This is a genomic window from Nocardiopsis sp. CC223A, assembly GCF_030766825.1.
Classification (GTDB): Bacteria; Actinomycetota; Actinomycetes; order Streptosporangiales; family Streptosporangiaceae; genus Nocardiopsis.
Genome location: NZ_JASFDV010000035.1, coordinates 1 through 14,578, shown reverse-complemented (window position 1 = coordinate 14,578; position 14,578 = coordinate 1). Strand labels below are relative to the sequence as shown.

General features: G+C 73.6%; 13 protein-coding genes. 3 read left to right on the top strand and 10 right to left on the bottom strand.

The window, feature by feature from the left end:
• The first annotated feature begins 59 nt into the window (after window positions 1–59).
• Window positions 60–380: an isochorismatase family protein gene (locus QJS33_RS15795; RefSeq protein ID WP_306368738.1), complete on the top strand. Its 321-nt coding sequence runs from the start codon at window positions 60–62 to the stop codon at window positions 378–380.
• Between the two features lie 68 nt (window positions 381–448).
• Here the strand turns inward: QJS33_RS15795 and QJS33_RS15790 are convergent, their stop codons facing one another.
• The 9 genes from QJS33_RS15790 to QJS33_RS15750 all read right to left on the bottom strand — a co-directional run bounded on the left by QJS33_RS15790 (window position 449) and on the right by QJS33_RS15750 (window position 10,458).
• On the bottom strand, window positions 449–1,561 hold the full coding sequence (locus tag QJS33_RS15790) for an NAD(P)-dependent alcohol dehydrogenase (RefSeq protein ID WP_306368737.1): 1,113 nt from the start codon (window positions 1,559–1,561) through the stop codon (window positions 449–451).
• Between the two features lie 12 nt (window positions 1,562–1,573).
• Window positions 1,574–3,049, bottom strand: coding sequence for a benzaldehyde dehydrogenase (locus tag QJS33_RS15785; RefSeq protein WP_306368736.1), 1,476 nt, complete (start codon window positions 3,047–3,049; stop codon window positions 1,574–1,576).
• 152 nt (window positions 3,050–3,201) lie between these two features.
• On the bottom strand, window positions 3,202–4,170 hold the full coding sequence (locus QJS33_RS15780) for a PDR/VanB family oxidoreductase (RefSeq protein ID WP_306368735.1): 969 nt from the start codon (window positions 4,168–4,170) through the stop codon (window positions 3,202–3,204).
• Window positions 4,170–5,219, bottom strand: coding sequence for an aromatic ring-hydroxylating dioxygenase subunit alpha (locus QJS33_RS15775; RefSeq protein WP_306368734.1), 1,050 nt, complete (start codon window positions 5,217–5,219; stop codon window positions 4,170–4,172). The genes QJS33_RS15780 and QJS33_RS15775 overlap by 1 nt, the downstream gene beginning before the upstream one ends.
• 16 nt (window positions 5,220–5,235) lie before the next feature.
• Window positions 5,236–6,561 carry an MFS transporter gene (locus tag QJS33_RS15770; protein WP_306368733.1) on the bottom strand — a complete coding sequence of 442 codons (1,326 nt, stop codon included), beginning with the start codon at window positions 6,559–6,561 and terminating at the stop codon, window positions 5,236–5,238.
• A gap of 75 nt (window positions 6,562–6,636) precedes the next feature.
• Window positions 6,637–7,092, bottom strand: coding sequence for a MaoC family dehydratase (locus tag QJS33_RS15765; protein ID WP_306368732.1), 456 nt, complete (start codon window positions 7,090–7,092; stop codon window positions 6,637–6,639).
• Between the two features lie 33 nt (window positions 7,093–7,125).
• A complete protein-coding gene (locus QJS33_RS15760) occupies window positions 7,126–8,643 on the bottom strand; it encodes a long-chain fatty acid--CoA ligase (RefSeq protein WP_306368731.1) in 1,518 nt (505 codons plus the stop codon).
• Window positions 8,636–9,532 carry an amidohydrolase family protein gene (locus tag QJS33_RS15755; RefSeq protein WP_306368730.1) on the bottom strand — a complete coding sequence of 299 codons (897 nt, stop codon included), beginning with the start codon at window positions 9,530–9,532 and terminating at the stop codon, window positions 8,636–8,638. The genes QJS33_RS15760 and QJS33_RS15755 overlap by 8 nt, the downstream gene beginning before the upstream one ends.
• A complete protein-coding gene (locus QJS33_RS15750; protein WP_306368729.1) occupies window positions 9,532–10,458 on the bottom strand; it encodes an SDR family NAD(P)-dependent oxidoreductase in 927 nt (308 codons plus the stop codon). The genes QJS33_RS15755 and QJS33_RS15750 overlap by 1 nt, the downstream gene beginning before the upstream one ends.
• Before the next feature lie 157 nt (window positions 10,459–10,615).
• Here QJS33_RS15750 and QJS33_RS15745 point away from each other — a divergent pair, with 157 nt between their 5' ends.
• On the top strand, window positions 10,616–11,458 hold the full coding sequence (locus QJS33_RS15745) for a PaaX family transcriptional regulator C-terminal domain-containing protein (protein ID WP_306368728.1): 843 nt from the start codon (window positions 10,616–10,618) through the stop codon (window positions 11,456–11,458).
• A gap of 30 nt (window positions 11,459–11,488) precedes the next feature.
• On the opposite strand, the gene QJS33_RS15740 is transcribed toward QJS33_RS15745, so the two are convergent.
• Window positions 11,489–13,348, bottom strand: coding sequence for a BTAD domain-containing putative transcriptional regulator (locus QJS33_RS15740; protein ID WP_306368727.1), 1,860 nt, complete (start codon window positions 13,346–13,348; stop codon window positions 11,489–11,491).
• A gap of 92 nt (window positions 13,349–13,440) precedes the next feature.
• Here QJS33_RS15740 and QJS33_RS15735 point away from each other — a divergent pair, with 92 nt between their 5' ends.
• Window positions 13,441–14,322 (top strand): alpha/beta fold hydrolase, encoded by an 882-nt coding sequence (locus QJS33_RS15735; protein ID WP_306368726.1) that lies wholly within the window; start codon window positions 13,441–13,443, stop codon window positions 14,320–14,322.
• The last annotated feature ends 256 nt before the right edge of the window (window positions 14,323–14,578 follow it).

The window sequence follows — 14,578 nt, the reverse complement described above, 5'->3', positions numbered from 1 at the left end:
GGGTGGGGCCCGCGGGCCGGGCGACCCGGTCGGGGCGACCGGCCCGCGGGAAGCCGGTCATGGCCGGTCCGTGGACGGAGATCCGTGCGGCCATGCCGGCGATCCAGGCGACGGGCGAGGACTACGACGTCTACGCCGTCACCGACGCCTCCGGCGGGGTGTCGGTGGAGGCGCACGAGATGGCCGTGCGGCGGATGATCAAAGCCGGTGTGACGCCGCTCAACTGGTTGGCCGTGGTCGCGGAGCGGCAGCGCGACCGGGCCCGGGAGGAGACCGTGCCGGGCCGGGCCGAGATCCTGGTGCGGCACGGCGGTGCCGGCGGCATCGCCTTCGCCTGGGAAACGCAACTACTGGCCGGTCGCACCGGAAACGGAGCCTGACACGGCCGTGGCGGTCGACGGCAGGCCGCACCCGGTGAGGCCTGCCGTCGACCGCCACGACCGGCCGGTCAGCCGTCGAAGCGCAGAACCGGCTTGAGGACCCTCCCGGACTCGGCGTCGGCGGCGGCCTCGTTGATCTGCTCGGGGGCGTAGAAGCGCACCATCCGGTCGAAGGGCAGGCGGCCCTGGCGGTGCAGGTCCACCAGGTGCGGCACGAACGTGTCCGGGTCGCTGTCGCCCTCGATCACCCCGCGCACCGTGCGGCCCTGTAGCAGGTCATTGACGTCCAAGGACACCTCCGTGCCGAAGGCCGGAGCGCCCACCACCGCCACGGTCCCCGAGACCGCCAGGCAGTCCACCGACTGGCGCAGTACCGCCGGCACGCCGCTGCACTCCACCGTGAAGTCGGCTCCGCCGCCGGTGATCTTCGAGATCGCGGCCACCGGGTCCTCCTCGGCGGCGTCGACGGTGTGCGTGGCGCCCAGCTCCAGGGCCAGTTCGAGGCGGGAGGGCACCACGTCCACCGCGATGACCGGGTTCGCGCCGGTGAGCGCGGCGGCCATCACCGCCGACAGTCCCACCGCTCCCGCGCCGAAGACGGCCACGCTCCGGCCCTCTTCGGGGGAGAGCGTGTTGAGCACCGCCCCCGCGCCGGTCTGCACACCGCAGCCCAGCGGCGCCAGCGCGGCCAGCTCGTCCTCGTCGGAGACGGTGACGGGCACGACGCTGCGCTCGTCCACCAGCGCCCGATGGGCGAACGCGGACTGGCCGAAGAAGCGTCCGCCGATGGGGGAGCCGTCGGCCGCCGTGATGGACGCGCTTCCGTCGGACCGCACCCCGCTGAAGTTGCGCGGCAGGAAGGTCGCGCAGTAGGCCGGGGTCTCCGCCGCACAGGACGGGCACTCCCCGCAGGAGCTGAAGGACAGCAGCACGGTGTCACCCGGCCGGGTGCGGGTGACGCCGCCGCCCACCGCCTCCACCACCCCGGCGCCTTCGTGGCCCAGGACGGCGGGCAGCGGAACCGGCAGTCCGCCGTCGCGAGAGGACAGGTCGGTGTGGCAGATGCCCACGCCCACGACTCGGACCAGCACCTCGTCGGGGCGGGGCTCGTCCAGTCGCACGTCGGTCCAGGTGAAGGAGCCGGTGCCCGCGTGGGCCACGGCCGCTCGGGTCGTCGACATTGTTCCTCCGGTTCAGAACGGGTAGGCGGCGGCTCGGCCGCGGAAGGTGACCCATCGGGTCTCGGTGAAGGCCTCCAGATTGGCGGCCACTCCGCCCACTCGGCCGAAGCCCGACGCTCCCAGCCCGCCGAAGGGCGCCACGGCGTCGTCGTTGACGGTCTGGTCGTTGATGTGCGCCATCCCGGTCGGAACGCGCTCGGCCAGCGCCAGCCCCTTGGCGACGTCGGCGGTGGCGATGCCCAGGCTCAGGCCGTACTCGCTGTCGGCGGCCAGGTCGGCGGCCTCGTCCAGCGTGTCGAAGGCGATCACGGGCGCGACCGGGCCGAACACCTCCTGGGCGCAGGCGGGCATCCGGGGGGTCACCCCGCCCAGCACGGTCGGCCGGTAGAACAGGCCCTCGTAGGTGCCGCCCGCCGCCAGCCGCGCCCCGGCCGCGACCGTCTCGGTGACCAGGCCGTGCACGTGCTCCAGTTGCCGGGCGTCGATGATCGGACCCAGTGCCACCTGGTCCGACACCGGGTCGCCCACGGGCAGGGCGTCGGCCTTGGCGGCCAGGCGCTCGGTGTACTCCTCCACCAGCGAGGAATGCACCAGGTGGCGCCCCGAGGACATGCAGATCTGGCCCGAGTGCAGGAACGACCCCCACGCCCCGAGGCCGACGGCGGCGTCCAGGTCGGCGTCGTCGAGTACCACGAACGCCGAGTTGCCGCCCAGTTCCAGGTGGGCGCGCTTGAGGTGGCGGGCGGCGAGCTCGCCCACCGCGCGACCGGCGGCCGTGGAGCCGGTGAAGGAGACGACGGGTACGCGCGGGTCGGCCACCAGCGCGCGGCCCGTGTCGGGGCCGCCGGGCAACACGTGCAGCACGCCCTCGGGGAGTCCCGCCTCCTCGAAGACGAGGGCGATGGCCGCGCCCGCGCACACGGCGGTACGCGGGTCCGGCTTGAGGACGACCGCGTTGCCCAGGGCCAACGCGGGGGCGACCGAGCGCATCGCCAGGATCAGCGGGAAGTTGAACGGCGCGATGACCCCGACCACACCCACGGGCACCCGTCGGGTCATCGACGTCCGGTCCTGGTCGGTGGGCAGCAGCTCCCCTTGCGGGGCCGAGGCCAGGGCGGCGGCCTCCTCGCACTCGCGGGCCGACACGGCGACCTCCAGGGCCGCCTTGGCCCGGACAGATCCGGACTCGCGGATGATCCACTCCTGGATCCGTTCACCGTGCCGGTGGAGGGCGTCGGCGGCGCGGCGCAGGATACGGCCGCGCTCGTGGTAGGGCAGGGCGGCCCAGCCGCGCTGGGCATCGGCGGCCCGCTCGGTGGCGATGGCCGTGTCGTCGGGGGAGGCCAGGCCGATACGGCCCAGGACCTTCCCGGTGGCGGGTTCGACGACGGGTGAGGTGGCGGCGGTTCCGCGCCACGTGCCGTCGAAGACGCGGCCGGTCCAGACATCGGGGTGGAGCGGGTCGGGGGTGGTGGGGCTCTCGGTCATGGGGACCTCCGTAAGTTGGTGGGTGGCCCGGGAGGGCCGGGTGCGGCTGACGGGGTCTTGCCGCCCATGGCCTCTGAGGAGTGGCCGCCCGCCCCTCCGGTCCCGCAGACGGCTTGACGACTTCATCGAGACCCCTCACGGACGGGAGCGGGTCAGGGGACATCGATGGACAGGTGACCGCCCACCGCCCGGGACACGCAGGTGCACAGGGTGTGTTCGGCGGCCTTCTGCCGATCGCTGAGGAACACGTCGCGATGGTCGATGGGTGCGGTGGTGGAGAGCACCCTGACCTCGCACAGCCCGCATTCTCCGCGCAGGCAGTCGAACATCATGTCGGCGCCCGCCGCGCGCAGGGCGTCCAGCATCGATTCGTTGCGCGGAACGGTGGCGTGGATGCCCAGGCGCGGGATCTCCACGGTGAACTCCGTCGCCGGGTGGGTGCCGCTGCTGCCGAAGGTCTCCAGACGCAGCGCCGAAGCGGGACGGCCGGCTTGCTGCCAGTGCCGTCGCAACTCCTCGACCATGCGCATCGGCCCGCACACGTACACCTCGGTGCCCTCCGGTGCGTCCCTGACGAGTCCGGCCAGGTCCAGCCGGGTGCCCTCGCCGGAGACCGCGCACTCGACACGGCCCGGGTGGTCGGCGCGCAGCCCGTCCAGAAAGGGCATCGCGTCGCGGGAGCGGCCCGCGTGGACGATCCGGTAGTCGGCGCCGGAGTCCCGCAGCACGCGGGCCATGCCGATGAGCGGCGTGATCCCGATGCCGCCCGCCAGGAGCAGATAGCGTTCGCGGCCCGGGAGCAGGCCGAAACCGTCCCGGGGCCCGCACACCTTGAGGGTGTCCCCGGGTCGCAGACCGTGCATGTAGCGGCTGCCGCCGCGTCCGTCCGGGGCCAGACGCACACCCACGACCAGACGCCCGGCGTCGCGTCCGTCATCGACCAGCGAGTAGCAGCGGGTCTGCGGACGTCCGTCCACCTGCACGGCCACCTCGATGTGCCCTCCGGGCGGCACCGCCACCGGTCCGCCCGGGTCGAGGACGATGCGCCGCACTTCGGAGGTGACCGGTTCGGTGCGCTCCACCCGGACGTCGAACCAGCGCGCCCGCTCACGCCCGGCCATCACACGCCTGCCTCGGCGTCGACCATGCGCTCCAGCAGGCGCCGCACCCACATGCCGCCCGCGTCGATGTTGAGGTTGTAGAAGTCGTAGCCGGGATTGGCCTCGATGGCCCGCTGCTGGGCGTTGAGCATGGTCTCGTCTTCGAAGAACACGCCCGACACCCCCTCGCGCAACCGGGTGGTGATGCGCTGGTCGAGCAGCTTGTAATTGCGGGCGAACGCCCAGAAGTAGTGGGAGGTGCCGTCGGTCTCGGGGGTGATGGTGTTGAGCACGTACCCGTTGACGCCCTGGGACCGGTCGCCCTCGGGTGCGCCCGTCCCGGCCTTGGCCACGCCCACGTCGATGCAGATGGTCGAGGGCGCCTCGAAGCGGATGATCTGCCAGCGGTCGACCGGCCCCGTGTGGTCGGGGAAGCGCTCGGCCAACTGGGCGGCCCAGAACGGCGGTGCCTGGATGCCGTGCATCCACCGGGTGACGGTGACCGTGGTGTCGGTGTGGGTGACCTCGAAGGGCACCTCGTTCAGTTCGGCGTTGCCGATGCTGGATCCGTGCAGGAACGTCTCATGCGTCAGATCCATGAGGTTGTCGAGGACGAGCCGGTAGTCGCACTCGGTGTGGATGGTCTTACCGTCGCCGGCCCACTCCGGGTCGTCGTTCCAGTGCATGTCGGGTACCAGTGCCGGGTCGGCTCCGGCCGGGTCGCCCGGCCAGAGCCACACGTAGCGGTGGCGTTCGACCACCGGGTAGGAGCGCACGCAGGCGCTGGGGTTGAGGGTCTCCTGGGCGGGCATGTGGGTGGCCCGTCCGTCGGAGTCGTAGCGGATGCCGTGGTAGCCGCACTGGATGCCGTCGCCCACCAGCCGCCCCATGGACAGCGGGACCAGGCGGTGCCAGCAGGCGTCGGCCAGCGCGGTGACGCGGCCGTCCGTGCGCCGGTAGAGCACGACCGGGGCTCCGCACACGGTGCGGGCGAGGAGTGAGCGCCCCACCTCGTGGTCCCAGGCGGCGGCGTACCAGGCGTTGAGCGGGAAGGATCGGGACGTCTGCATCGGTGCGTTCCTCGATTCAGGTGGCGTCGATGTCGGTGAGGTCCCGCCGGCCCGTCTCGCCGGTGAACCAGATCGCCGCGGCGCCGACGAGCCCGGCGGCGACGAGCAGCCAGGAGATGCCGTGGGTGGCGGTGCCGCCGCCCGCGGCGGTGAGCAGGGCCGCGGCGGCCAGCGGGCTCAGACCCGCGCCCAGGACGCTCGCGGTCTGGTAGCCCACCGACGCGCCCGTGTAGCGCAGGTGGGTGTCGAACATCTCCGACAGCAGGGCGGCCATCGGCGCGTACATCGCGGTGACCACCACGGACTGGGCCAGTACGGTCGCCGCGACCAGCCCGGCGGCGTGGCCGGTGTTGACCAGCCAGAAGCAGGGGAAGGCGGTGGCGGCGACCGCCAGGCAGCCCCCGAGGTAGACGGGCCTGCGGCCCACGAGGTCCGAGAGCCGGGCGAAGACCGGGGTGAGCGCGATGGCCAGGGCCGAGGAGACCACCACGGCGACCAGCGCGGTGGAGCGGTCGTAGCCGATGCCGATGGCGTAGGAGATGACGAAGGCGGTGAAGATGCCCTGGGCCGCGAACGGGGCGATGCCCGCCGCGACCGCCAGCAGCAGGTTCACGGGCCGGACGGTGACGACCTCGACGAACGGGATGCGGCGGCCGCCCCGGCGGGGTTCGGCGGTGGCGAACACCGGGCTCTCGGCGACGCGCAGCCGCACGAACAGGCCCACCCCGATCAGCACGGCGCTGGCCAGGAACGGCACCCGCCAGCCCCACGACATGAACTGCTCGTCCGGCAGCAGCCCGGCCAGGGCGAGTGCCAGCGTGGCCAGCACCGCACCCGAGGGGGCGCCCATCTGGGTGACGCCGCCCCACACCCCGCGGTTCTCGGGACGGGCGTGTTCGACGGTCATCAGCGCGGCACCGCCCCACTCGCCGCCCACGGCCACGCCCTGGAGGACGCGCAGGAGGACGAGGGCGATCGGCGCGGCGATGCCGACCTGGGCGTAGGTGGGCAGGACGCCGATGAGCGTGCTGGCCACGCCCATGAGCAGCATCGTGGTCAGCAGCATCCGCTTGCGGCCCAGCCGGTCGCCGAAGTGGCCGAAGACGATCCCGCCGAGCGGGCGGGCGAAGTAGCCCGCGGCCAGCGTGCCGAACGAGGCGATGACGCCGACGAGCGGGTCCAGGTCGGGGAAGAACAGCGGCCCGAACACCAGGGCCGCGGCGGTGCCGTAGAGGAGGAAGTCGTACATCTCCACGGTCGTGCCGAGGTAGCTGGACAGGGCGACGCGGCGGATCTCGCGCGGGTCGACGGAGGCGGGGGACGGGGTGGCGGAGGAGGTCATCGCAGGTCGTGTCCTCTCGGGGGGAACCGCAGGGGGGTGGGAGGGGCGCGGACCCCGGCGGGCCCGCGCCCCGTGTCAGGCGTAGTACCGGTAGACGCCCTGGAGCACGCAGGCGGGCTTGTCGGAGCCCTCGATCTCGATGACGCCGTCGACGGTGGCCTGGACCCCGCCCTTGACGTCGGTGACCTCGGCGAGCGTGGCGGCCAGCCGCACCCGGGCGCCGACGGGCACGGGGGAGGGGAAGCGGACCTTGTTGAGGCCGTAGTTGACGGCCATGTCGATCCCCTTCATCTCCAGCACCTCGCCGAACATCGGGATGACGAGCGACAGCGTCAGGTAGCCGTGGGCGATGGTGCCGCCGAACGGGCCGTCCGCGGCGCGTTCGGGGTCGGTGTGGATCCACTGGTGGTCGTCGGTGGCGTCGGCGAAGGTGTCGATGCGCTGCTGGTCGACGGTGCGCCAGGGGCTGTGCCCCAGGTCCTTGCCCGCGGCGGCGCGCAGTTCGTCGAGTCCGGTGACGGTGATGGGCATGGTTCCTTCTTCGGGTCGGTGGAGGGCGGAGGGTCAGGGGGTGCCGTAGGCCGCGCGCAGGTCGGCCTTGCGGAGCTTGCCGGTGGCGTTGCGCGGCAGCTCGTCGGCGAACACCACGGATTTGGGGATCTTGTAGCGGGCCAGGCGCCGCCCGGCGTGGGCGAGCAGCTCGGCCTCGGTGGGCGAGGAGCCCGGGCAGGCGACGACGACGGCGCGGCCGACCTCGCCCCAGCGCTCGTCGGGGACCGCGATGACCGCGCATTCGAGCACGTCGGGGTGGTCGTGGAGGACGTTCTCCACCTCGGCGGGGTAGATGTTCTCGCCGCCGGAGATGATCATGTCCTTGGCGCGGTCGACGATGGTGACGAACCCCTCGGGGTCCCTGGTGGCCACGTCTCCGGTGCGGAACCAGCCGTCGGCGGTGTGGGCGCGCGCGGTGTCGTCGGGGCGGCCCCAGTAGCCGCGCATGACGTTGGGCCCCTGGACGACGACCTCCCCGGGTTCTCCGGGTGCGGCCTCGGTCAGGTCGGGGCGCACGATGCGCACGTCGGTGAAGATGCTCGGCCGCCCGGCACTCCCGGCCTTGCGGACGCTGTCGGCGGCGCCCAGCATGAGCACCCCGGGGGAGGTCTCGGTCATGCCGTAGCCCTGGAGGAAGGTGAGCCCGCGCTTCTGGTAGGCGGCGATGGTGGAGTCGGGGACGGGCGCGCCGCCGGCCATGAGCACCCGCAGCGACGACAGGTCGGCCCCGGGCCAGCCGGGGTGTTCGGCCAGGGCGTTGAACATGGCGGGGACGCCGAACATCCAGCTGATCCGCCGGGTGGCGAACAGCTCGATGGTGCGGGCGGGGTCGAACCGGGGCTCGATGACCACGCGGCCGCCCTTGAGCAGGGTGGGCAGGCAGGTCATGTTGAGCGCGGCGGTGTGGAACATGGGTGCGCTGACCAGGGTGACCTCGTCGGCGGTCACGTCCACGTCGATGAGGACGTTGACGCAGTTCCAGGTGATGTTGCCGTGGGTGAGCTCGGCGCCCTTGGGCCGTCCGGTGGTGCCGGAGGTGTACATGATCATGCAGGTGTCGTCGAGCCCGACGGGCTCGTCCGGGTCCGCGGGTGCGCCGGAGGCCAGCAGCGCCTCGTAGCCGTCCGCTCCGCCGGAGCCCACCGGGATCGCGAGGCGCACGGTCGACCGGTCGTGCAGTTCCCCGGCGGCCCCCTCCTGTTCCGCTCCGTACACCAGGACGGAGGCGCCCGAGTCCTCGATGATGTAGGCCAGCTCGGGAGCGGCCAGCCGGGTGTTGAGGGGGACGAACGCCGCCCCCAGCGTGCCCGCGGCGAACAGGGTCTCCAACAGGGCGGGGTGGTTGCCGCCCAGGTAGGCGACGCGGTCGCCCCGGCGCACGCCGCGTTCCCGCAGTGCCGCGGCCAGGCGGCGCACCCGGCCGTGCAGGTCGGCGTAGGTGTACTCGCGGTCGCCGTGGACGACCGCGACGCGCTCGGGCGAGGAGCGGGCCCGCCGCGCCGTCCACGAGCCGATCCCCTCGTCACGCACCGCCCTCACCCCCGGTGAGGCCGAGCAGCCTGGCGGCGTTGTGCTTGAGGATCTTGGGGCGCACCTCGGGCTTGATGTCCAGCTCGGCGAAGTCGGCCAGCCAGCGGTCGGGGGAGATGACCGGGTAGTCGGAGCCGAACAGCACGCGGTCCTGCAACAGCGAGTTGGCGTAGCGCACGAGTTGGGGCGGGAAGTACCTGGGCGACCAGCCGGACAGGTCGATGTGGACCTGCGGCTTGTGCACGGCCACCGACAGCGCCTCGTCCTGCCAGGGGAAGGAGGGGTGGGCCAGGATGATGGGCATGCCGGGGAAGTCGGCGGCCACGTCGTCGACGTACAGGGGGTTGGAGTACTTCAGGCGGATGCCGCCCCCGCCGGGCGCGCCCGCGCCGATGCCGGTCTGGCCGGTGTGGAACAGCGCGATCGCCCCGAGTTCCTCCAACGCCTCGTAGAGCACGTAGGCGGAGCGGTCGTTGGGGAAGAACTCCTGGAGGTTGGGGTGGAACTTGAACCCCTTGACACCGCACTCGGTGACCAGGCGCCGGGCCTCGCGCGCGCCCAGGCGGCCCTTGGCGGGGTCGATGCTGGCGAAGGGGATGAGCACGTCGGGGTTGTCGGCGGCGGCCTTGGCGACCTCGTCGTTGGGGACGGCGGGCAGGCCGGTGGTGGACTCGGTGTCCACGGGGAAGACGACGGCCGCCATGTTCCGCTCGCGGTAGTGGGCGGCCAGTTCCTCCAGGGTGGGTCTGCGGTGTGCCTTGTCGGTGCCGAAGTAGGCGCTGGAGGCGTCGTGGAGGGAGTCGTCCAGCGACTGGTGTCCGTGGGAGGAGACCTCGGCGTGGGTGTGCACGTCGATGGCGGTGACCGCCTCGACGTCGACGCCGGGCATCAGGAACCGTCCCCGGTGGGGGCGGCGGGGGCGGGGACGCCCACGCTCTCGGGGGTGCGGCCCAGGGTGGTGGGCCAGGCGGCGGCGATGTCCTCGGCGCTCCAGCCGCCGTCGGAGAACGCCACGGTCTTCTCCGCCGGGTGCGACCACAGGGACAGGCGGTCGCCGCCGATCCCGATGCACTGGCCGGTCACGTCGGCGGAGGCGTCGGAGGCCAGGAAGGCGACCAGTCCGGCGGCGTCCTCGGGGGTGCCGAGGCCCTCGCCCTTGCGCAGCCAGTCGGGCAGCGCCCCGCCGCGTTCCCGGGCGGCTTCGATGTGGGGTGCGAAGGCGGGGATGGTCTCGGTCATGGCGGTGGCGGCCACGGGGACGATCGCGTTCACGGTGATGCCGGCGCGGGCGCACTCCATGGACCAGGTGCGGGCCATGGCGGCGATCCCGGCCTTGGCGGCGGCGTAGTTGGTCTGCCCGAAGTTGCCGCGCTGCCCGGCGGGGGAGCCGACGAGGACGAGGCGGCCGCCCCGGCCCTGTTCGCGCATGCGGGTGACGGCGGCGCGGGCGCAGGTGAAGGTGCCGCGCAGGTGGACGCCGACGACGGTGTCGAAGTCGTCGTCGCTCATCTTCCACAGCACGCGGTCGCGCAGGACCCCGGCGTTGGTGACCAGGACGTCCAGTCCGCCGAACTCCCCGACGGCCCGGTCCACCAGCCGCTGGGCGGCCTCGGCGGTGCCCACGGCCGCGGCCTCGGCGACGGCGGTGCCGCCCTCGGCGGTGATCTTCTCGGCCGCCTCGGCGGCGGCCCCGGCGTCGGCGTCGTTGACCACGACCGACGCTCCGGCGGCGGCCAGCCGCCGGGCGTAGGCCAGTCCCAGGCCGCGTCCGGCACCGGTGACCAGCGCGGACCTACCCGACAGGTCGATGCCCATTACCGTCTCCTGTTCGCAAAGTGCACATGTGTTCGGTGGCGGAGTGATGTGAGTCACTGGAAGGTGCCGCCAGTCACGAACTTAGGCATACTTTTGATCGCAGTCAAGATATTGCCCAATATTGGGTCGCGCTACGCTACCCCCGGAGGGAGAACACATGGAGACCGACGAGCCGCCCGCGGAGGAGAGCGAACCCCGCCTGCGACCCCAGTCGCTCATGTTCGGCTTCCTCGGCAACTTCGTGCTCGGCAGGGACGTCGGCGTCTTCTCCGGCAGCTTCATCGACGTCTTCGCCCGCGTCGGCGTCTCCGAGCACGCCGTGCGCTCCACCCTCAGCCGGATGGCCCGCCGCGGCCACTTCCACCGCGAGCGCCACGGACGCCGCGTCTACTACGGCCTGACCCGCCGCACCGCCGACATACTCGCCGACGGGGAACGGCGGATCTGGACCACCGGCGTGGTCAACGTCGACACCGACGCCCCCTGGACCCTGCTCTCCTTCTCCCTGCCCGAGTCCCGCCAGCGCGAACGCCACGACCTGCGCTCCCGCCTGGCCTGGGCGGGCTTCGGCCCCATGGGGAACGGGCTGTGGATCGCGCCCGCACAGGTCGACGCGCACCGCGTCATCGACGGCCTGGACGCCCACGTGCGCGTCTTCCACGCCCGCCCGGTGGAGCCCACCGAGGTGTGCGACATCATCGCCGACGCCTACGACCTCGACGGCCTCGCCGACCGCTACCGGCGCTTCCTCGGCCGCTGGGACACCGCCGAACCCGCGCCCGAGGCCCCCGACGACCTCGCCCGGCTCCTGCTGCTCATGACCGACTGGCTCCAGACCATCCGCCGCGACCCGCGCATCCCCGTCGCGCACCTGCCCGAGGACTGGCCCGCCGTCCGCGCCCAGAAGCTCGTCCACGAGCTGCACGGCACCTACGCCGTGCCCGCCCGCGCCATCGCCGACCGGGTCCTGGACACCGTGCCGATGCCCCCGGCCGACTGACCGGGCCCGGGACGGCGTGTTCCGTGCCCGCTACCGGGGATCGGGCGGGGGAAGCCAGGGGGCGATGGGGCCGAGGTCGATGACCGCGCTGCCGGCGGCGCGCTCGGGGGCGGCCGGGCGCAGGGCGGCGGTGGCGCGCCGTTCGGCGCCGGGGTGGTCGGCGAGACGGGCGGCCTTGAGCACGAGGAGCCACAGCGCCTCCTGGAGGAGGTCGCGCGGGGGATCGGGGACCGAGTCCAGCAGGACCCGGGCCCGGACCCGGTCGCCGGTGCGGGCGGCCAGCCAGGGCAGGACCCAGGGGGCGTACGGGCCGAGGTCCTCCTCGGGGACGGCCGCGCCGGGGAGGGACACGAGGGCCGCGGCGCCCCCGGCCAGGCCGGCCATCCCGGAACGGGCGAGGATCCCGGCGGCCTCGGCGGTCGGGCCGCCGTCGCGCATACGGCGGTAGAGGGCCGTGAAGACCCTGGCGAGCGGCCGGTCGAACGTGTCGGCCAGGGCGTCCACCCGCGCGGCGTCCGCGTCGCCGAACAGCCCCAACGCGCCGAGCGCCTGCATGCGGCTGATCCGACCGTGGATCTCGAACGTGGACAGGTCGTGGTCCACCGCCAGGTCGATGATCTCCGTCGCCAGACCGTGGCGTTCGGCGGCCAGCCCCGTGCGCTCGAACGCCTGCATCAGTCGCCCCGCCAGCGCCGTGCACAGCAGCCGCGGATCCCCCAGTTCCCGGGCGATCCGCTCCGCCTCGCGCGCCTCCGGGCCGCGGTCCGCGGTCCCGCGGCTCTCCATCGCGACGGTCGCCAGCAGCCGAGCCCGCGCCGCCCGGCTCCCGCCATCGCCGAGCCGGTCCAGGGTCCGCTCCGCCGCTGCGACGACCGCCGCCGCGCCCGCCGGGTCGTCCGAGCGCGTCCACACCCCCGGAACGTCGAACCGGCCGATGACGCGCGCCGTCAGCTCCGGGTCGCCGAACCGCTCGGCCGCCGCGATCGCCTCCAGCCGCTGTCGCGCCGCGGCCGCCACCGCCCCCGACACCGCCAGGTCGGAGATGAGCACGGCCGTGGTCTCCAACCGGCTGCGCGCCGACACGGACGCGTACGCGGCCGCCGCGTTCGACCACACGTCCTGTACCGAGGACGGCGACCGCAGCGCCGGGTCACCGCGCAGGATGCCCACCTCCAGCTCCGCCAGCCGGGGATCCGGGTCCAGCCCGAGTTCGTCGACCAGCCGGGCACGGGCCCTGGCGAGCGCCGCCAGGGCGTCGCGGCGCCGACCTCCCCGGTACAGTCCCAGGGCGAGCAGCCGCCAGGCCTCCTCACGCCAGGGATGGGTGTCGACCAGGGCGTTCAGCGCGGCGACCGCTTCATCGGTCGCTCCGGTGTCCAGCCGCGCCTGTGCGAGCCGTTCGACCGTGCGGACGCGCAGCTCCGCCAGGTGGGCCCGCTCCGCCCGCGCCCATTCCGCGTCGGCGAACTCCTCGAAGGGCTCTCCGCGCCACTGGGCCAGGGCGCCGCTCAGCAGACGGGCCGCCTCCTCGGGCGGCGCGCCGCGCGACTCCTCGACCCACCGCTCCACACGGCGGACGTCGACATTCTCCGCCGGTGCCCGCAGCGCGTACCCCGCACCTTCGGTGACCAGCACACGCGGCCGCCCCCGGTCCGCCTCCAGCGCCCGCCGCAGGTCGGAGACGAAGGTGCGCACCGCGCCCTTGGCGCGCGGCGGCGGGTCGTCCGGCCACAGCTCATCGACCAGCCGCTCCACTCCGACCACCCGCCCGCGGGCGGTCAGCAGCAGGCAGAGCAGTTCGCGCTGGCGCCGGCCGCCCAGCGCGACCGGCCGTCCGTCCCCGGCGACGACCCCCACCGGTCCGAGAACGCGCAGATCCCAGGTGTCCACCGTCGTGACGCTAGCACCGGCACTGATCGAACGCTGATCAGCGCCCGCGATGCTCATCGGTACCAGGTTCCACGCACCGTGAAAGGCAGCCCATGTCCCGCACCATCCCCGGCTCCGACACCGTCACCGTCGAGGTGGCCCCCGGCGTCCCGATCACCGCCGCCGTCCTGGGCGACGGCGGCCCCGCCGTCGTCCTGCTGCACGGCTTCCCGCAGACCCACCTGATGTGGCGCCACGTCGCCCCCGCGCTGGCCGCCGACCACACCGTCATCTGCCCCGACCTGCGCGGGTACGGCGCCAGCGGCAAACCCGCCGAGTCCGCCCCCGACACCTACGCCAAGCGCACCATGGCCGCCGACGTCGTCGCACTGGCCGCCGCCCTGGGGCACGAACGCTTCGCCCTGGCCGGGCACGACCGGGGCGCGCTCGTCGCCTTCCGCGCCGGGCTCGACCACCCCGGCACCGTCACGCACCTGCTCTCCCTGGACGTCCTGCCGACCCTGGACATGTGGGACGTGCTGCACGGGGCCGACGCCCGCGTCGCCTTCCACCTCTACCTGATGGCCCAGCCGCCCGGGCTGCCCGAACGCATGATCTCCGCGGTCGCCGACGACTTCTTCGCGGGTTTCCTCGACGGCTGGGGCGCCGACGGGCGGGCGATCCCCACCGACGTCCGGGCCGAGTACCTGCGGGCCTCGCGCGAGGCCGTCCCGTCGATCGTGGCCGACTACCGCGCCTCCGCCGGGATCGACCTCGAACACGACCGCGCCGACCGCGCGGCCGGGCGGACCCTGGCCATGCCGGTCACGGTGATCCAGCAGGACTGGGGCGCGGTGCTCGGCTACGACGCCGCCGCCCTGTGGGGCGCGTGGGCCCCGGACCTGGAGCACCGCACCCTGGACGCCGGGCACTTCATGGCCGAGTCCGCGCCAGAGGAGATCACGGCGGCGATCCGCGCCCTGCTGCGCAGGTGAGCGGCGACCTCTCGGGGTGAATCCGCCGATTCCATACCGAACCCCGCCCGCGCGCCCGGAGGGCTCCGGACACACGGGAATCCGGCAAGGCGGTCGGTCCCCGTCGGCCTGTCCGGAGGACGAACCGGGACCCTCCCCGCCGGAGCCCTCAACCACACCCGGAGGGTGCCGCGGGGGGTGAAGGCCACCGGTGGTCTTCACCCCCCGACCCCGGGGGGTTGTCCACCCGCCCGGGACGCCCGGCCCCATCCGGGAG